This is a genomic window from Maribacter hydrothermalis (assembly GCF_001913155.1).
GTDB lineage: Bacteria > Bacteroidota > Bacteroidia > Flavobacteriales > Flavobacteriaceae > Maribacter > Maribacter hydrothermalis.
Window position 1 is genome coordinate 1949489 of sequence record NZ_CP018760.1, and the last position, 21661, is coordinate 1971149.

Below are 21661 nucleotides of genomic sequence, written 5' to 3' on the forward strand. Positions count from 1 at the left end.
TGCTAAAATGCAAAATATTGGGGCAATATAAAGGTTAATATGTCCTTTAATCGTTTAAAAAATGATGTTTTTTTTGGTATTTCGCCAACCAAAAAAGAGTGAGATTAGATTTTTTTAAAGAGACTTTTATTCTAAATTTTAAAATTCAATTAAATGGTTTGGCCATCATAAATTCCCAAAAACACCTTGGTTAAAAAGTTCTAAAAAGCACTTTTAGAATTCACAGTTTGCTCATTAATTTTTATAATATACTTTCCAATAACGAAATATAAAATACTACTGCAGTACTGATATAATCGTTGAACTACACAATTTTTAAAAAAGATAAACCCACCCTATTTGCTGTTTCACAACAGAAAACATTCATACCACAACAATAAATTCTTCACGTTGCTACTATAGTGAATATTTGTTATTGGAGAATTTCGACTGGAACGGTTTTAATTATAAATCGAAATGAATGAATTTCTTCAAAAGCATAGCATGACCAAACTGATTACTTTTTTAGACTTTACCAAATACACTTCTCTTATGGGAAAACATTACGCTAAATGTTTATTGTTTATTTTATTCATTGTGCTAAGTTCTCAATCTGCTTTTTCGCAGGTTAAGGAACCATTCCAAGTACGTTACGAGGCCGATATTCGAGGAGAACTAACGTTTATAGCAAACAATATTGTAAACAGAAGAATTCCTGAAAGCACGCGTAGTCAATGGGTATATAGAAATGGTAGATGGAGAATAGAAACCGTTACAATCCCTGGTGTATCGCCCAATGAACCTTTAAACGATACGGGTAATTCATCTGATTACAATGACAATTACGACATGCAGTACATTGATGTCGATAATGATAATACAACTTTTAGTTCAAGTAGCGCAAGTTTAAATATTCCAGATATTGATTGTGCCTTGGTTAGGTATGCTGGGTTATATTGGTCAGCGGTATATGTAAATTCTAATAGGAGTAATATTGATGACATTAAGTTTAGAACACCCGGCGGTGCTTATCAAGATATTACAGCAGATGAAATTATTTTTGACGGTAATGGAGATGCGGATTTCGGATATTATAGTCCATATGCCGCCTATAAAGATGTAACCTCAATTGTAACGGGTATGGCTAATCCAAATGGAGAATACTTCGTAGCCAATGTTAGAGCAAGTACAGGAAGCAGTGTTTCTGGAGGTATTTCAGGTGGATGGAAAATGGTGGTTGTATATGAAAATCCAAATTTACCTGGAGATAAGTTTATAACCACTTTTGATGGTTATGCTGGTATTGCATCAGGTCGAAGTGTTGATATTCCTATTAATGGATTTACGACACTACCAGCACCTTTTCCAGTTTATGCCAACATGGGGGTAGCGGCTTTAGAAGGAGATAACAGAATTGGTGGAGACGGTTTACAAATTAATGCCAACGGCACATTTTACACATTATCTAACGGGCAAAATCCGGCAAATAATTTCTTCAATTCTAGTATTACCATAAATGATGCACAGTTTACCAATAGAAACCCTAATAGCATTAACACCTTAGGTTGGGATGTGGATTTTTTTGAAATACCAAATGGGGGAGTTAATAATACAATTATTCCAAATGGCGCAACAAGTGCAGTATTAAGAGCGAGTTCGTCTCAAGACAAATATGATATCTTTTTTACGTCTTTCGATGTTGATATAATTGCACCTAATATCGTTTTGGAAAAAAGAGTTCAAACCCCAGGTGGTGTAGATATTACAGGACAAGGGGTTAATTTGGGCCAAACATTAGATTATGTACTTACATTTGAAAACATAGGTAATGATGATGGTGTAAACTATACCATTAGAGATGTGTTACCTGTAAATGTCTCTCCACCGGATGGACGAAGTTTTTTCAATGCATCAGATTTTTCATTACCAAACGGAGTAACCTATGTGTATGACCCTTTATCTAGGGAAATAGTATTTTCAATTCCTGACAGTTACGTTGAGGATGAAGATTCGGAATATTCCATTCGTTTTCGAGTTCAGGTAGCCGAAAACTGTTTTGATTTTATAAATGCTTGTTCAGACTTAATTGAAAATATAGCATATGGAACGTATAGAGGTGTAAATAATTCAGCTCAGGTTACCGACGACCCAAGTGTTACGGATTTTAACTCTTGTGGCTTTATAGTACCCGGCGCAACAAACTTTTTATTAGATGACCTTTCTAATTGTACTTTTGAAAGAACAATAGAGCTTTGTGGAACAAGTGCTATTTTAAATGCAGGCGATGGTTTTGATTCTTATGTTTGGTATCGCGATACAAATTTAAATGGTCAAATTGATGCTACCGACGTTGAGTTAAATGATGGCGATCCAGATAATGATCCTAGTTCACTTGTTGTAACTGGTGTAGGTACTTATATAGTTGATAAAATAATTGCAGACCCTTGTAAAGGTTTTCAAGAAATTATTACCGTAACGCCATTTGGTTCTGGGAATTTACCTAACCCTGTTACAGAATACTTTAATGAGGTAAATAATGACAATGATTCTTCAAATGACATTGCGGGTGAAATAGTTTTTTGTAGTATCGATAATTCATTCATACCAAAAATATTTTTATGTGGTATAAACGATATAAAGCCTTTAGCTGTAAATATTGTTGATGCTCAAAACGTAACATGGGAACGTTTAGATGAAGGCAGTTGTACACCAGTTGGTGAAGATTGTGCCAATAAAGCACTTACCTGTACTTGGAATCAAGTGGGAAATGGTAGCAACTATTTATTAAATGCACCTGGTGAATATAGACTTTCTGTTGTTTATCAAAACGGTTGTACCAGTCGCTTTTACTTTAAAGGTTTTCAAAACATTGTTAATTTCGACCCACCTATAACCCGCGATATTGTTTGTAATACCGATGGTAATATTACAATTCCTATTGGTAATGGGTACGCATTTCAATTGGTAGATAATGATACTGATTCTATCTTAATTCCATTTAGCGCAAATAACGGACCTAGTTTTGATTTTGCTTCAGGAGAAAATGGTTCTTATAGAGTAGAATACACACCTGTTGATACCAATGGCGACCCTATCGCATATGCCTGTGTATATTCTACTGATGTAATAGGTATCCGCGAACGTAATGTAACCTATGATGTTAATGTAACTCCAGAAACTTGTTTCAATTTAGGTTCAATAAACCTACAAATTGGTGATGCAGATGCACCATATGAATATGAGATAAGAAGTGATGATGGTACAAATGGCGGACAAGGAACTTTAATTGATAGCGAAAGTGCACAAATAGATAACAACTTTACATTTACTGGTTTAAGTGCCGGCGATTATATAGCCATAATTAGATCAGGTGATGGTTGCTCTTACAGTGAGAATGTTACTATTATTGATGAAAATGATTTAACCCTTAATGCACGGGTGTCTCAACATATCACATGTAGAGAAGGTAATATTTTAATGGATTCTGATGGGGGTAATACTCCACATAGGTATGCAATTTGGTCGTATGTTGATGACGGAGGTAATACGGTTACTTCTTACCCAACTTATGCAGATATACCGGCCACAGATTTTCAGACCAGTCAAATATTTGATATTTTAAATCCAGGAGATTATACTTTCGTAGTTTTAGATAGAAATGGGTGTTACTCAGAATCAAATATTGTAACTATTGAATTTCAACCCGCAGCTGAATTTAATGCCACCACGGTTAATGACGTAAATTGCTTTGGTGACTCCAGTGGTAGTATTCAGTTTAATTTAGTTGACAATAATGGTTATCAGTTAACTTTTTCTCTTTTCGATTCAATTGACCAACCTTTGGGAGAAAACGGTTCTGGTAATTTTCCAAACCTACCTTCAGGTGATTATAGAGTTATAATTAATCAAAGAAAAGGTAGTGCTTCATGTGATTATGAGGAATTTTATACAATTTCTTCACCTGCAACGGCGATAAGTGGTGATGCTGTTTTAATACAAGATTATACTTGTTTGCAAGATGGTATTATTGAAGCCCAAAACGTAATGGGAGGCATTGCACCTTATGAATATAGTATTGATGGGGTTAACTTTACACCAGATTCAATACCAAATGCACACCGCTTTGAAAACTTGGTAGATGGTAACTATAATATTACTATAAGAGATGGTAATGGTTGTATTTTTAGAACTAACTTAATTCTATTAGATAGGCCGGTACCTCCTACAGGCTTAAATATAGTTGAATCTCAAATTAGTTGTCCAAGTCAAACAGCTAGTTTAACAGTGAACGCCTTAAATGGTAGGGCACCATTTACGTATTCAATTATAGCGCCTTCAACTATAAATCCAACAAGTACTTCTGGTAACGAGGCTACTTTTAGTAGTCTTGCCCCAAATACGTATACAATCAGAGTAACAGATGTAGATGGGTGTTTTTATGACGAAAACTATACTATTAATGCTATTAATCCTATATCAATTAGTGGCACTACAGTACAACCAATTAGCTGTTTCGGCGCAGCAGATGGAAGTATTCGCTTTAATGTAAACTTCCAAGCTGGACAAAATTTCACATATACTGTTACAGGCCCAACAGGTGTTATTACAACAGGCGGAACACAAGCAGTAATTAATAATCTTACGGGGTTAGTTGCTGGCGATTATACTTTAGATATTCGTGATACGGACACAAATTGTACGTATACAGAAACACATACCTTAGAAGGACCAACTTCCGCTTTAACAATTTCTAATTTAACAGAAACTCAACCAAGCTGTTTAACTGATGGTAGTGTAAATATTAGTGCAACAGGTGGGTGGGGATCATATGTTTACACATTAAATAACCCAGACACCTCTACGTTTGGAAACAATACAACAGGTGCATTTAGTGGGTTAACACAAACAGGTACCTATAATGGAACAATAACCGATGCTAATAATTGTAGCATACCTTTTACATTTAATTTAGACCCTGCTACTGCACCTGTGTTAGCAATTACACCTAATGATAATTGTTTTGACGATGCTGTTTTATTAACCCTAACTGCCAATGTAACATCTGGTGGTGATGGTAACTTTGAGTATAGTTTAAATGGAGGTCCATTTAGTACAACAAATGTTTTTTCTGGATTATCTGCGGGTACTTATACAATAAATGTAAGGGATGGTAAAGATTGTACAGTATCTGAAAGCATAACTATTGCTCCAGAATTGTCCGTTAGCGCAAGTGCAAGTAATATTACAGCATGTAGTACAGATACAGATATAGATATTGTTGGTGCAGGTGGTGATGGTAACTATGTTTATGCTGTTGTTGCTAATGGAGTTACACCAAATGCTGGTAATTTTGCAGCATCTACCACAGTTTCTGTAACAGGAACTGGTGATTATGATGTATATGTTAGAGATAATGGCGGTAATACTGATTTCTGTGAATCGGTATTCGATATTACAATAGATCAAGATGCCCCGTTAGCAATTTCTATTTCTAATACACCAATACTTTGTAGTGGCGAAAATCAAGCAACTATAACAATAACGGCGACAGGTGGCGAAGCCCCTTATACCTATAGTATTGATAACGGTGCAAATTATCAAACAAGTAATTCATTTAATAACATTGGTACGGGATTATATAATATTCGAGTTAGAGATGTAAACCTTTGCGACATTACAGAAAATTACACGATTTCAGAACCTCTTAACTTATCTGCATCTGCCGCCGTTGCAGCCCTTGTAGAATGTAACCCAACAGTAGGCGCGGAAGTACGAATTACAAATGCACAAGGAGGAAATGCACCGTATACCTATAGTTTTGATGGTGGTAGCACATATGTTTCTAGTCCTATAGGATATTTATTGCCGGGTGACCATACTGTTTATATTCAAGATGCGAATAACTGTTCATTTTCTATGAATGTTACTGTACAGCCTTCACCAACGCCACCGACATTGTCTGCAACAGTAGATTATTTGTGTAATGGAGAAGGTACTATTACTATTACCCCAAATAGTACTGATTTTGATTATTTGTACAGTATAAATTCAACCCCCAATAGTCCAAATACCTCAAATATATTTAATAATGTTGCAGTAGGCACACATACGATCGATGTTGATTATGTTAGTAATACACCACCTTCTCAAAGTACGTTGTTACAAGAAAGTTTCGGCTCAGGTGCTAATACCAGTATAACCCAAATTGACCCAGCTTACTGCTATGAACCACAAGATGGTAGTGCCAGTTTATGTGGTTTTGGGACTAATACACGTCTTCAAGATGGGGAGTACTCAGTTACTAGCGTAATTTCAAACCCTTACAGTTCATGGTTAAGCCCTAATGATCATACAGGTAATGCCAATGGTAGATTCTTGGCTATTAATGTAGGTGGCGCCGCAGGAGTTGGAGGAATAGTTTATGCCAAACGTGGTGTAGAGATAATACCGAATAGAGATATTACAATTTCATTATATGCATTTAACTTATTACGTTCAGGATCATCTGGCGGAGACCCTACTATAGAAATTCAACTAGTAGATGCTGGCGGAAACGTTATCGCAAGTACAGCAACGGGGAATATTCCAAAAAATAATGGCGCAAATGATTGGTATAATTACAATGTAACTTTAGATCCTGGAGCAAATACTAATTTAGATATTGTTATAAGAACTAATTCTGCGGTTATCAATGGTAATGATATTGCAATTGATGATATTATAGCTACTCAAACACCAGAACAATGTGCTGGTACTGTAAGTATTGATGTAATAGTTGAAGATGGATATGCGTTCGAAGCATCTATTTTAACATATGATGATGTAGATTGTAATTCAGACAACTCTGGTTCAATAACTTTTGAGGTAGATAATTTTGGAGCAAGCGGATTTGAATATAGCTTGGATAATTTTGCTAGTGTACTTGGCAGCACAACAGTTTCTCCACAAACCATATCAGGATTAACAGCTGGTAATTACACCATTTATGTAAGAGATATAGACAACCCAATTCCTGGTTGTTCTGTAACACTTACCCAAACAATAACTGAACCAACTGCAGTAGTTGCGAGTGCATCGCTTACACAAGAATATACTTGTAATAATAGTGGTGCAGAAATTACGGCTGGTGCAACTGGTGGAACACCGGGATATGAATATCAATTAGAAGATACTGTTGGTGGAATTATAACAGCATACCAAACTAGTACTGTTTTTAACGGGTTATTGGCAGGCACATATAATATTCGTGCAATGGATGCCAATGGTTGTTCAGATTTGATAGATACACCTATTGTAGTTACTGCACCGTTAACTCCAGTATTTACGCTTCAGGAAACGGTTTGTTATAGCGGTAGTAATGATGCAACCATTATAGTTGATGTTACAGCAGGAAATGGGGATTATCAGTTTAGAATCAATGGAGGTACTTACGTAACTCCAACACCCACAAATGCTACATCATATACATTTACAGGACTTTCTAGTGGAACTTATACCATTGAGGTTACGGACGCTTATGGGTGTGATGCTGCATCACAAACAATTACCATAGAACAATTAGTAACGGTTACCGCAACAGCGAATTCAATTACAGCATGCGGCACAGATACTGATATTGATATCGTTGCAGCCGGTGGTGATGGCAATTATGTTTATGCAGTTGTAGCTAATGGAGCAACACCATTAGCTGGTGATTATGCTACAACAAATCCTGTAACGGTAACAGGTGCTGGAGACTATGATGTTTATGTTTTAGACAAGAATGGTGGCGCGGACGCATGCCCTGCTATGTATGACTTAAACATTGTTCAAGATGCAGCTGTCACTGTAGTACCAACGGTAGTTGATGTTACATGTTTTGGAGGTTCTAATGGAAGTATTTCATTAGCTGCAAGTGGCGGTGAAGCTCCTTATACGTATAGTATTAATGGAGGTACAAGCTTTGGTTCTGTAAGTATATTTAATAATCTTACAGCTGGCTCTTACGATGTTAGAGTAAGAGATATAAATAATTGTGAAACATCAATTTCAGTACCGGTAAATGAATTACCAGAATTGGTAGCTGAGAGTGTTCAAACAGAAAATTATACCTGTAACCAGTTAGGAGAAATTACAGTGGGAGGTGTAACACCAACAACAGGAGGTTCTGGTTCATATCAATATAGCTTAAATGGTGGAGCTTGGACAGCAGCTACACCTGGAGGAACTATTTTTAGTAGCTTAATTGATGGAACATATACTGTTCAAGTAAGAGATGCCAATAATATTGGGTGTACTATTAGTTTACCAAACATCATAATAAACGATCTTCCAATTGAACCATCGTTAAGCAGTGGTATTGTATATAATTGCGATGGAACGGGAAATATAACGATATTACCTAATGACCCATCATTCACTTATAGTATTGATGGAAACACACCACAGCCAAGTAATGTATTTGCTAGTGCTGCAATAGGTACGCATACAATTACAGTAAATTATGGTAGTGAATGTACTACAGATATTATTGTTGAGGTAGAAAATGGTAATGCGTTCGAGGCTTCTATAGTAACCTATGAAGATTTAAATTGTAATGCAGATAATTCTGGTTCAATCACTTTTGAAGTAGATAATTTTGGTTCTGGTAGCTATGAATATAGCTACGATAGTGGATTTTCAACTATTGCAGGCAGCGATACTGCTGCAACTCATACAATTTCAGGATTATCGGCCAACAATTATACTATTTATGTAAGAGCGGTAGGCAGTACCGATCCTAGTTGTATTGTAATGCTGACCCAAACAATAAATGAACCTGCTGTAATATCTGTTAGTAATATAGAAACTCAACCTACATGCGTTGATGATGGTTATGTTACAATTTCTGCTACCGGCGGTACAGGAGCGTATTCTTATGTAATAGAACTACCGGACAGTTCAACTACAGCAACTCAAAACACAGGGATATTTACTGGTCTTGATCAATTAGGCTTACATACTATTACTGTAACAGATGCAAATGGTTGTACTTTAACAGATACATTTACTTTGGTAGCACCTACTACACCTGTTGCAAGTATATTGCCAAGTTCAGATGTATGTTTTAATTCTTCAGTTTCGGGTTCTGCTACAATTGTAGTAGGAGCAACTGGTGGTTTATCGCCGTTTATGTATAGAATGAATACAGGTGCTTTTAGAGCGTCGAACACATTTACGAATCTTACACCTGGTAATTACACTTTTGAGATTAGAGATGCCAATGGTTGTACTGATTCTGTAAATTATAGAATAGAACCACAGTTAACGACAAACCTTGCCTTAACCAAAGATTTAGATTGTTCAGTATCACCAGATGCAACAATGAATTTACTAGTAAATGGAGGATATCCTGCATATTCGTATGAATTGGAAGTAAACGGTGGCGGCTACGCTGCTTTTGCAGGAACATTCCCTTATGCAACTTCAATACCTGGAACATATAGATTTAGAGTAACGGATAGCGAGGGATGTATTGCTGTTTCAAATACAGTTACAGTAACAGCAACTGTTAACCCTGTTGCTACCGAAACGGTTACCGCACCTACTTGTAATGGTGATTCGAACGGCATAATAGAAATTAATATTGACCCTAATTTTGGCTCTTCGCCATACAGAATTAGTTTTGAAGGAAGTGCTTTTACAAATCAAAGAGTTTACTCAGGTTTAACAGCAGGGACATATACATATACCGTTAGAGACTCTAAACAATGTACCTATACTCAGACAGTTACTATTACGGATCCTGTATTATTTGATGCAAATGTTGTTGCCACAGATGTAAGTTGTAGTGGAACTGGTGATGTACCAGGAAAAATTGACATTACTATTACAAGTGGTGGTGTGCCTAATTTTACATACACCCTTTATGATAACCTAAATAACGTGGTGGTAACGACAGGGCCAAACCCTATTGTTAATACTTCAGCTACAACTGCCACTTTCGACGGTTTACCATTTGGAGATTATTATGTTCGTGTTTTAGATGCCAATGGTTGTGAATATTATGAAAACCCAGTTCGGGTTCTTTCTAATCCTTATGTAGCTGTTGATGCTTTAATACCAGCGGTTAGCTGTGTAACTGGTGCTACAGTTGAACTTTTAGCAAGTGGTGGTTCTGGAAATTATGATTTTACGATTTATGGAATTGGGACTACTCCAGATATTGAGGTTGCAGGTCCTGGCATAGACGAAGAAACGGCTACGTATAATGGACTTAACCCTGGACAATCGTATGTGTTTCAGGTAATTGATGCTACAACTAATTGTTCTAGTTATGTTGAAGTCGATATTCCTAATTTATCAACTATTGATGTAGTTGCAGACCCATCAGTTACAGATGTAGCATGTTACGGAGACACGAATGGCGCTATTGCTTTTCAGTTCGAACTATATAATAGTGGTGTAACTTCTATTAATTATGAGATTAGAGAAAGATTGACCAATGTGTCTTTAGGTGCGGCATACTCAGGTACTGCTACAGGTCCAGTTGGTCCAGGCCCAACAGTATTAGAGACTGTTTCAAATATTCCTCCAGGAGATTATGTATTATTCTTTCAAGAAGCAACTACTCCAGAATGTACAAATACATATGACTTTAGAATACTAGAGCCTAACCCAGTTACCTTAAATTTAGCTGATCAAAATAATGGATATTGTTCAGAAGATGCTAACGTAACCGTAATTGCAGGTGGAGGAAACGGATCGTTTACCTATGCATTTGTTGAAGATGGTGTAGCCCCTGTTGCGGGTGATTATAACACAAGTAATTATAAAGAATTAGACCCTACTGTAAATACGGATTGGGATGTATATGTTTTGGATGGTAATGGTTGTTCAACAACACTACCTTTAGATATTACTATTTCAGATGATGCTTCACCAGTTATTTCTGGTGTAGTCATAAATCAATGTACTGCGGATGAAGGAGATTTTATTATAGAAATAACCTTAGATGGAGAAGGTACGCGCCCATATACGCTAAGCGTAAATGGTGGTTCTTATGACTCGTCTACGTTAACTACTGCAGGAACTACCCACCAATTTGGAGGATTAAGTTCTGGAAATTATACAATAGAAGTTCGTGATTTTAATGGGTGTGGTAATTTAGAAACAGTTGAAGTTTATACTCCAACATCTATTACAGCTGAGGTTACAACGCAACCTTCTTGTGCCGAGGGTGATGGTGAAATTCTAATAACGGCATATGGAGGATCTCTTTCTTATGAATATGAATTATTTAATTCAGGAGGGGTTAGTGTTAATGGCGCTCCACAATTATCACCAATATTTACAGGGTTAGATTCTGGAACTTATACTGCATTTGTCTACGATACACTTTTGGGTGGATGTAATGCACAAGTAGATGTAGAATTAGAATTGGCAACTCCGGTTCTTTTTACAACAGATGTAACAGATGTTACTTGTTCTGGCGCTCTTGATGGTAGAATTGAAGCAAGGTTAGATGCTTCTATGGATAATCCTCCTTATGTATATCAATTATTCTTAAGAACAGGAATGGTCCCTCAGGGGATTCCTCAAACATCAGGTATTTTTATTAATCTAAGAGCTGAAGACTATGTGGTAAGAGCAACTTCTGCACGTGGTTGTTCATTGGATGTTGATACTACGGTTGGCACGCCTTTACCAATAGCAAATGTTAATGCCACTGTGGTAGAATTTGGATGTAGTGTTGGCAACAATCCAAACAATGCAACGATTACGGTAGATGGTACGGCGATTACAGGCGGAAGTGGAACTTATGTAATATATGAGTTTGTAGACGGTAGTTCTACGGTAGTACAATCAGGATCATCCAATGTATTGACTGTTTCGGATAGAACAGGAGAGACGTATACAATTAACGTTTACGATGACCAAGGCTGTTCAGGTAGTACAACGGCTACGGTACTTCCTTATGATGCGCTAACGGGAGCAACAGCTGCGGTTACCACTACAGTTACATGTGCACCTGGTGCAGACGGGGTAATTACAGTAACGGCAACATCTACGGCCGGTGATGCCACTAGATATGAATATAGTATTGATAATGGCTTAAGCTATCAAGGGTCAAATGTATTCGGCGGATTGTCAGCCGGGAACTATAATTTCTTGGTAAGACATATAGATACAAGATGTATCGTAACCGCTACTGCAAGAATAGAAGAGCCAAACACTTTTACGATAGATGTTGTAAAGACAAGTGATGTCGTATGTTTTGGTACAGCTACCGGCGAGGTAACCTTTGAACTTGTAGACGCGACATATAATACTGGTTTTGATTGGGAAATTTTCTTTACTAACGGTACTTCTGTAACAAGTGGTTCGGAAGCTGCCAATGGCCCTACGCCAATTATTAACTTGGGTGTAGGTGAATACTATGTCTCTATATCACAAGCTAACAATCCGTTCTGTACCAATGTTGAGTATTTCAATATTGCAGGTCCTGATACTGACATTAGCGGTTCTACTGTAGTAACGGATATAACCTGTGCGCCAGGAACCGATGGATCAATTACAATTACCAATGTAGTTGGTGGTTGGGGAGGCTATACGTATTATGTAGGTGTAGGTGTTCCTACAACAACAGATTTCGTAGCAGGCGCTTCCTTTACAGGTCTTGGAGCAGGTACCTACCAAGCATGGGCACGTGACTCAGAAGGTTGTGAGAGATTAATTCAAGATACTATTGTACTTAATGTTCCAGACCCAATAGTGGCATCTCTACAAGTAAATCAGGAAAACTGTACAAACTTACAGGGAGAAATCGAAGTGACCTTACCTACAGGCGGACAAGGAAGTAACTACACGTACCAGTTAATTATGGACGGTACTAATTTCCGTGCACCACAAAACACGAGAGTATTCTCAGGATTAGGTGCTGGTGAATACGAGGTACTTATTACAGATCAATGGAGTTGTAGTTTAACTACTGCTTCAGAATTCTTATATGAACAATTAAGTGCGACTACTTCGATAGACAAAGCTATTGATTGTACAGGTACACCTGGAGGAACAATTACAGTAAACGTAACAGGTGGTTCTGCCAACCTAGAGTTTGTAATGACACCTCCAACGGGTCCAAATGTAACCCAGACGAACAATGCAACTTTTACAGGGCTAGTTAATAATGGTACTTATAGTTTCTTAGTAAGGGATTTAGATACTACGAATCCTGTATGTGAGATTATTGTATCGCAAGAATTAGCGCCAGCTATTCCACCTGTATTTGCAGACACACATATAGATATTTCATGTTTTGGGGCTAATGACGGATCAATTACACTAACGCAAACTCAAAACGGAGTAAACCCATTAACGTTTACCATAGCTCCTGTAGCAGGAACGTTTAATGCTAGTAGTAATACGTTCGAGAATTTACCTCCGAATACCTATATAGTAACTGCAACAGGAACAAATGGTTGTAGTACGGTTTCAGGAAACATTGTTATAGATGAACCTTTACCAATAGCAAATGTTAATGCCACTGTGGTAGAATTTGGATGTAGTGTTGGCAACAATCCAAACAATGCAACGATTACGGTAGATGGTACGGCGATTACAGGTGGTAGTGGAACCTATGTAATATATGAGTTTGTAGACGGTAGTTCTACTATAGTACAATCAGGATCATCCAATGTATTGACTGTTTCGGATAGAACAGGAGAGACGTATACAATTAACGTTTACGATGACCAAGGCTGTTCAGGTAGTACAACGGCTACGGTACTTCCTTATGATGCGCTAACGGGAGCAACAGCTGCGGTTACCACTACAGTTACATGTGCACCTGGTGCAGACGGGGTAATTACAGTAACGGCAACATCTACGGCCGGTGATGCCACTAGATATGAATATAGTATTGATAATGGCTTAAGCTATCAAGGGTCAAATGTATTCGGCGGATTGTCAGCCGGGAACTATAATTTCTTGGTAAGACATATAGATACAAGATGTATCGTAACCGCTACTGCAAGAATAGAAGAGCCAAACACTTTTACGATAGATGTTGTAAAGACAAGTGATGTCGTATGTTTTGGTACAGCAACCGGTGAGGTAACCTTTGAACTTGTAGACACAACATATCCGGGTGGCTTTGATTGGGAAGTATATAATACAAATGGCACACTAAATAATACAGGAGACGATATATTAGCCGCTTCTGGTAACGAGGTTGCCAATGGACCAACGGCTATTGTAAACCTTTTAGCTGGCAGTTATTATGTTTATATAACACAAGACAATAACCCATTCTGTACAAATACAGAAGCTTTCACTATCGCGGGTCCAGCCAGAGATATTTCTGGAACAACTGTAGTAACGGATATAACTTGTACACCAGGAACCGATGGATCAATTACAATTAACAATGTAGTTGGTGGTTGGGGAGGCTATACGTATTATGTAGGTGTAGGTGTTCCTACAACAACAGATTTCGTAGTAGGAGCTTCCTTTACAGGTCTTGGAGCAGGTACCTACCAAGCATGGGCACGTGACTCAGAAGGTTGTGAAAGACTAATACAAGATACTATTGTACTTAATGTTCCAGACCCAATAGTGGCATCTCTACAAGTAAATCAGGAAAACTGTACAAACTTACAGGGAGAAATCGAAGTGACCTTACCTACAGGCGGACAAGGAAGTAACTACACGTACCAGTTAATAATGGACGGTACTAATTTCCGTGCACCACAAAACACGAGAGTATTCTCAGGATTAGGTGCTGGCGAATACGAGGTACTTGTTACAGACCAATGGGGTTGTAGTTTAACTACTGCTTCAGAGTTCTTGTACGAACAAATGGATGTATCTACCACAGTGGTAAAATCTATCGATTGTACGATAACACCAGGGGGTGAAATTACAGTCAATGTTAATGGAGGTTCAGCGAATATTGAGTTTGAAATGACCACTCCATTAGGCAATATTGTTACTCAAAATAATGGTGTATTTACAAACTTAATAGAGGCAGGAACATACACTTTCCTTGTTACCGATTTAGATACAACAAATCCTGTTTGTACAAGAACAGTTACGCAAGTATTGGATGCTCCAGTTGACCCTGTATTATTAGATGCAACTATTGTAAATGTGAGTTGTTTTGGTGGAAACGATGGTAGTATTAGAGCTAATATTGATCCAGTTACCAGTGTTAATCCAACATATCAATATGAATTGTATGAAATTGCTAATTTGGTAACCCCAATAGCAACGCAATCAAATCCTTTATTCACGGGATTACAAGAAGGAGATTATCAGGTTAGAGTAATTTCTAGCAGAGGTTGTGAAGGCATCAAGAATGAAACTATTACTGAGCCTACACAGTTATCTGTAACTGCGGCGGCAACAGAATTTAACTGTTCGCCAAATAATAGTGTTAATACAGCTACTATAACTGCAACTGCAGGAGTAGGTACTGGTACCGCACCTTATTTATATAGTATAGATAATGTAATTTTCCAATCATCAAATAGGTTTAACATTACGGATAATGGTGCTGTACAAACTATTGATGTATATGTAAAAGATGCAAAAGGATGTACATCATTCGACACGGTTACAATCCAACCTATAAATACATTCACTACTACAATAGTCCAAGATGTAGCTATAAATTGTACTGTTGACGAAACAATAACAATTACGGTTGCAGATAATGGCTTGGCACATAATTACGGTTACGAGTTGTTACCAATTGGCAATGCCACCGGTACTTTAGTGAGTACAACAGTAAATTCTGCGACCTTTGATTTAAATACTATAGGTTCTTATGTGTTTAGAGTTACTGATTTAGATACTGGTTGTTATGTGAATACTTCAAGATATACTATTTCACCGTTCGATTTTATAACTGCAACGGCCACTGCTGTCGCACCTGTATCTTGTTATGGAGAATCAAATGGAGGCATGACCATTTATATTGATGGCTATAGTGGTAATTATAATTATGAAGTTTTTGATACTGCAGGTAATTCTGTTATAGCATCTACTGCTTCCGACACTAGTATAAATCCAAGACCAATAAATGGCCTTACTGGAGGAAATTATTATGTAAGAATAACAGAGACTGCGGTGCCGTTATGTACAGAGAATACCAATGTAATTACAGTTTCCTCGCCTGACAGACCTTTAAGTGGAATTGTAGCTGTAGCAGCTGAGGCAACATGCTCTGATGATAAAGGCGAGATAATTATATCAGCTGAAGGAGGGTATATGCCTTACGATATTGAATTAGTTAATACGACTACAGGTGAAAATTATTTAATGGAGAATGTAATAGATGGTATTTTTACAAACTTATCTTCTGGAGTATTCAATATTAGAATAACTGATAATACAGGATGTTTTGTTAACTATTCAGAAACAATAACTCCTGCGACACCAATAGTGGCAAATGCGACGCCATTAGTAACAAACTTGGCATGCTATGGAGATACAAGTGCTACCGTGTCAGCAAATGTAACTGGTGGTGGAAGTGGTTCTTATAGATATCAGTTGAATTATTACGATGAAACTGGCTCAACAGTGATTAGAACTACAGGAGTTCAAAACAGCGCTAATTTTAATAATTTAGGCTCAGGTATCTATAGCATTACCATTGTAGATGGGTGGAATTGTGATGTGACCACAAATACCGTTGAAGTAACACAACCAACAGAAGTTGAGGCGAGCTTATTAAGAACAGATCCATTAACCTGTGCAACAGGTGCCGAGTTTGAACTTACAGCTATTGGCGGTAGTGGAACATATGAGTATAGTGTAGATAATGTAAACTTCTTACCAATGACTAGTAACCCATTAGGTTTGCCAGAAACTGGTGTATTCCAGGCTGGAACTTATCAATATTATGTTCGAGACGCTATTAACGGTTGTGAGTCTGCAATTTCAAATTCAATTACCGAAACTACAATAGCACCACTGGTTTTAACCGTTGATAGAACGTTAGCCACAGTAAATTGTGCAGGGGATGCTACGGCAATAATAATGGCTTCGGCTCAAGGTGGTTTAGGAAACTATCAATATGAATTGTTTACAGATAGTTCTTTGAGTGCAGCTTCACGTATAGCTGGGCCTCAGGCGCAAGGTATATTTAGAAACTTAGGGGCAGGTACGTATTATGTAACTGTTATAAGTGGAGATTGTTCTACGCAAGCGGAAGAAGTTGTAATTGATCAACCAGCGCCACTTACGTATACTGAAAACGTAATTGATGTAACATGTGCGGGTGAAAACGATGGTGAAATTACAGTAACCTTATCTGGTGGTGCAGGTGGATATCAATATGCAATATCTCCAAATTTAAATCAGCTGTATGATACGAATACGTTCACAGATTTAGAGCCAGGAGAATATGTAATATTCGCACAAGATCAAAATGGTTGTTTCGAATATTTAACTTATACCATTTCGGAACCTTCAAGTTTAGCTGTTTCTGTGGAGACAACCCCAGAAATATGTGTAGATAGTCAAGATGGAACTATTACACTAGATATTACAGGAGGTACTGCTCCTTATAGTACAGCATTAAATTCAAACGATGATGCAGATTTTGTGTTGAACAGAACGGATTTTGTAAACTTAGCCTCTGGAGAATATATCATTATCGTAAAAGATGCCAATGGTTGTGATACTAATACAGTTGTTACGATAGATAGAGGTGTTAACCTCAATGCTACTGTTGAACCAATCTATGAGTGCTCTGGTGCTTCTCCAAGTAATTACGTGAATATTACCTTAGAAGATGATAGTGTTATTGGTGACGTAATGTATGCAATTGATTCTGTTGATCCAAATGATTTACAATTGAATCCTGATTTTAGAAATTCAGCTCCAGGTAACCATTATATTACTATTGCTCATGCAAATGGTTGTATACAAACTATTGACTTTACAATTGAGGCATTTGAGCCATTGGTACTTTCTTTAGAGCAACATAATATTAATGAGATTACGGCTGTTGTTGAAGGTGGAAGAGAAGGGTATACCTATTACTTTGATGGTATAGATAATGGTGATGACAGTACATTCTATATTACAAGAACCGATACTTTCGAAGTTAGAGTTGTAGATCAAAATGGTTGTGAGTCCATTGCAAATATTTTCATGGAATTCATAGATATTGAATTGCCTAATTTCTTTACCCCGGACGGCGATGGTCAGAACGATTTTTGGATACCAAGAAACATGGAACAATTTCCAGAAATACTAATAAAAATATTTGACCGTTATGGTAGAGTGGTTTCTGAACAATCAGTAGATTCTCAAGGATGGGATGGTACATATTCAGGCAAAGAATTACCTACCGGGGATTATTGGTATGTAATTAAATTGAATGGAGAAAGAGATGAAAGAGAGTTTGTTGGTCACTTTACCCTATATCGCTAAAATTTAACCTAAAATGATGATGCGGAACAGTCTATTGACACTGGTGTTTTTTACAAGCGTACTTGCCCTAAGAGGTCAAGAGCTAACCATACCCCAATTATCGCAATACCTTGCAGATAACCCCTTTGTAATGTCACCGACCTATGCAGGTATCGGAGACCATGTAAAAATTAGACTTAACGGTCTTACGCAATGGGTAGGAATTAAAGATGCGCCAGATACACAATCATTGGCAGCAGATATGCGAATAGGAGAAAAATCGGGAATAGGAACGTTATTGTATAACGATAGTAATGGGCAAACAAAACAGCAAGGTGCTAGATTGTCATTTGCACACCATCTTACCTTAGATCGTTATGACGATGAGTTTTTATCATTCGGTATTTCATATAATTACAATCAGTTTAGAATAGATATTCAAAATTTTGACTCACCTGATATTTCGGTTACTGACGATAGGGCAACTACAAATCATAATTTTGATATTGGCGCGCTATATCGTTATGATAAATTTTATTTTAGTGTAAATGCATCAAATATTCTGGATAAAGATTTAAGTAACTTTAATGCTTTATACGAGCCTAATAGATTAAGAAACTATTATGTTTATACAGGATACAGATACATGAAAAAAAGAACCAGTAAAGTAGAGGTTGAGCCTTCTATTTTATTTCAATTATTTGAAAGTGATGGTCGATCTGTTACCGATTTAAATTTGAAATTTAGGTTTTATGATTTTGAAGACTACTATTATGCAGGGATTAATTATCGATTTTTAAATGACCAAATAGGCAATCCACTTTATATTGCGCCTATTGCGGGTATTAAGAAGAGTAATTTTTACTTCGGATATTCTTATCAAGTTATTTTAAACGAATTACTAGGGTATAGTTCAGGAACTCATGTAGTAACCCTAGGAGTAGACCTATTTCAAGGTATTAGTAATTGTCGATGTACCTATTAATGCTTTAGGATAATGATTAAATTTGCCCTCCAGAAAAGAAAAAATGGGTAAAATACAATTAGAGAACATAAAGGCATATGCCCATCATGGGTGTTTGCCACAAGAAACCAATATTGGGAGTGATTATTTGGTAAATGTTTCGGTAGAGACAAACTTATCGAAAGCCTCAATTTCAGACCAATTGAATGACACGGTCGATTACGTTCATATTAATAGAATAGTCAAACAAGAAATGGCCAAACCTTCAAAATTATTGGAGCATGTTGCCAAAAGAATAATTGACCGAATATTTATAGAGCTACCAGTTTTACAAAAAGCTAAGGTTTCCGTATCAAAAATAAACCCACCTATCAATGGTGATGTTGAGAAAGTTACGGTAACTATAAAGTCAAAAAAATAAAATTGATTTAAACGGCGTTGTGGCTGAAATGGCATAGCAAAGTTCTGGCAAGAACCTTTATAGTGGTTCGAGTCCATCCGATGCCTCTAAGGAAAACTACAGATTAGGCAAATAAATATTTTAGATATTCTATAAGTATTCAGTTAATTGCTTATTTTTGCTCTCCCTTAAAAAGGGCATCGTGGCCGAGTGGCTAGGCGCAGCTCTGCAAAAGCTTGTACAGCGGTTCGAATCCGCTCGATGCCTCCAAAAAAACCCTCCAATTAGGAGGGTTTTTTATTTTAATCAATTTCTTTTTTATAAAGCGTAAAGCTATTTTAATTCATTAAAATTGTAGTAAAAACACGAGTAAAATAGTTGGTATAAAGTAAATTGCAATAGTTTTTGCTCCTTCGTAATCTTTAGCAATTCGTTGCCCAAATAACAACATTAACAAGGTTACACAAGATAATATTGCTCCATATAGGGCAAATGTTGTTTGGCCATTAAGCATAAGTTCATATATGCCCACTAAGCAAAGTAGACCGGCAATTACCTCAGCTATTAGAATAATACCAACCAATATGGGCACTATATTTTTAAAAGGGGTAGCTGAAAAATGTTCTTTTAACCACGATACATTTCCATTCCAATCAGAAATTTTATCAATACCGCTTTGTAAAAAAGTGATAATTAAAAATAACAACAATAAAATTTCAGTAGCGTGATCTAGTATAATTTTCATTTAGGTTTATTTAAGTTCAGATTTTTTTCGATGAAGTAACCGAGTTAATTTAATTGAAAGGTCTGTAAAAATTATTTTAGAATTTCCATTTCTTTCTACATGGTATATGGCGTCTTCAAGTTCTTTTGTGATATCTATAATATTATTTTCATGCACAAATGGGGCAAATTTTTTCAATTGAAATCCGTCTGCATGTATTTTTAAATAGGCGAGCTCTTCTGCACCGTAATTAATCATTAAGGCTTGTCTCATGACTGTTATACAATAGTTTAGATAATTTTTTTGAGTCTCTCTTCCTGTTTTTGCAACTTCTTCACTCCATAATAACAATTCGTGAATTGCCGCTTTATTTCCTTTTGCTTTAAATGCACTACGTACCCATTGTACAAACCAATTCTCAAAAACTAAATCTTCAGAATCATTATTTAAAAGGTCTAGCGCCTTGTTGAAATTGCCATTAGCTTCGTGAGCTAATCGCATAGCTTCAGGTTTGGCAGCACCTATTTCAATTAATGCATTGGCTATAGCATCTTCCGCCAAAGGAGGAAAATGAACAACTTGGCATCTAGATTTTATGGTTTGTATAATTTGCTCTTCATCTTCACAAAGTAGCAGAAAAATAGTTTTATCTGGCGGCTCTTCTATTAGTTTTAGTAATTTGTTAGATGCAGCTGAATTCATTTTTTCGGCCATCCAAATTACCATAATTTTATAACCACCCTCATAGGATTTTAAGTAGAGCTTTTTTACAATATCTTGAGCTTCATCAACTCCAATTTGTCCTTGTTTTTTTTCAATTTCTATATGACGATACCAATCAAAAAGATTGCCATATGGCTGCTCCAAAATAAATTCTCGCCATTCTTTCATGTAATGATTGCTCACAGCGTGGGCTTTTACCTTATCTGTATTTGCAACTGGAAATGCAAAATGAACGTCTGGGTGGGCAAACGATTTGAACTTTAAATTACAAGCTTCATTATCACCAACGTTTTCACTATTTGTATTTTGGCAAATAATATATTGGGCATATGCAAGTGCCATGGGTAATAGTCCGCAACCTTCAGGCCCAACAAATAATTGCGCATGTGGTATTCGGCCAGCATCAGCACTTGAAGAAAGGTGATTTTTAATATGTGATAGTCCTAAAATTTCTTTGAATAACATAAATTCAAATATAGTTGTTTTAAAG

5 protein-coding genes and 2 tRNA genes are annotated in these 21661 nt (G+C 36.8%); 5 read left to right on the forward strand and 2 right to left on the reverse strand.

Annotated features, from left to right (window positions below):
• The first annotated feature begins 483 nt into the window (after positions 1–483).
• From BTR34_RS08355 to BTR34_RS08375, 5 genes are all read left to right on the forward strand, one after another.
• Positions 484–18381 carry a T9SS type B sorting domain-containing protein gene (locus BTR34_RS08355; protein WP_198037232.1) on the forward strand — a complete coding sequence of 5966 codons (17898 nt, stop codon included), beginning with the start codon at positions 484–486 and terminating at the stop codon, positions 18379–18381.
• A 16-nt stretch (positions 18382–18397) separates the two neighbouring features.
• Positions 18398–19345 carry a PorP/SprF family type IX secretion system membrane protein gene (locus BTR34_RS08360; RefSeq protein ID WP_157483746.1) on the forward strand — a complete coding sequence of 316 codons (948 nt, stop codon included), beginning with the start codon at positions 18398–18400 and terminating at the stop codon, positions 19343–19345.
• Between the two features lie 43 nt (positions 19346–19388).
• Complete coding sequence (gene folB / locus BTR34_RS08365) at positions 19389–19745, forward strand: dihydroneopterin aldolase (RefSeq protein ID WP_068480039.1); 357 nt, start codon at positions 19389–19391, stop codon at positions 19743–19745.
• Positions 19746–19758: 13 nt separating this feature from the next.
• A tRNA-OTHER gene (locus tag BTR34_RS08370) sits at positions 19759–19831 on the forward strand.
• 89 nt (positions 19832–19920) lie between these two features.
• A tRNA-Cys gene (locus BTR34_RS08375) sits at positions 19921–19994 on the forward strand.
• 76 nt (positions 19995–20070) lie between these two features.
• On the opposite strand, the gene BTR34_RS08380 is transcribed toward BTR34_RS08375, so the two are convergent.
• Both BTR34_RS08380 and BTR34_RS08385 read right to left on the reverse strand, forming a co-directional pair.
• Positions 20071–20469, reverse strand: a complete 399-nt coding sequence (locus tag BTR34_RS08380) for a DoxX family membrane protein (protein ID WP_068480042.1) — start codon at positions 20467–20469, stop codon at positions 20071–20073.
• 6 nt (positions 20470–20475) lie between these two features.
• Positions 20476–21636 (reverse strand): DNA polymerase III subunit, encoded by a 1161-nt coding sequence (locus BTR34_RS08385; RefSeq protein WP_068480045.1) that lies wholly within the window; start codon positions 21634–21636, stop codon positions 20476–20478.
• Positions 21637–21661: the final 25 nt, after the last annotated feature.

What these genes read in the sequence shown, in the direction of transcription:
- BTR34_RS08355 (WP_198037232.1), top strand. Translation starts at nt 484, where the DNA reads ATGACCAAACTGATTACTTTTTTAGACTTTACCAAATACACTTCTCTT.
- BTR34_RS08360 (WP_157483746.1), top strand. Translation starts at nt 18,398, where the DNA reads ATGATGCGGAACAGTCTATTGACACTGGTGTTTTTTACAAGCGTACTT.
- folB (WP_068480039.1), top strand. Translation starts at nt 19,389, where the DNA reads ATGGGTAAAATACAATTAGAGAACATAAAGGCATATGCCCATCATGGG.
- BTR34_RS08380 (WP_068480042.1), bottom strand. Translation starts at nt 20,469, where the DNA reads ATGAAAATTATACTAGATCACGCTACTGAAATTTTATTGTTGTTATTT.
- BTR34_RS08385 (WP_068480045.1), bottom strand. Translation starts at nt 21,636, where the DNA reads ATGTTATTCAAAGAAATTTTAGGACTATCACATATTAAAAATCACCTT.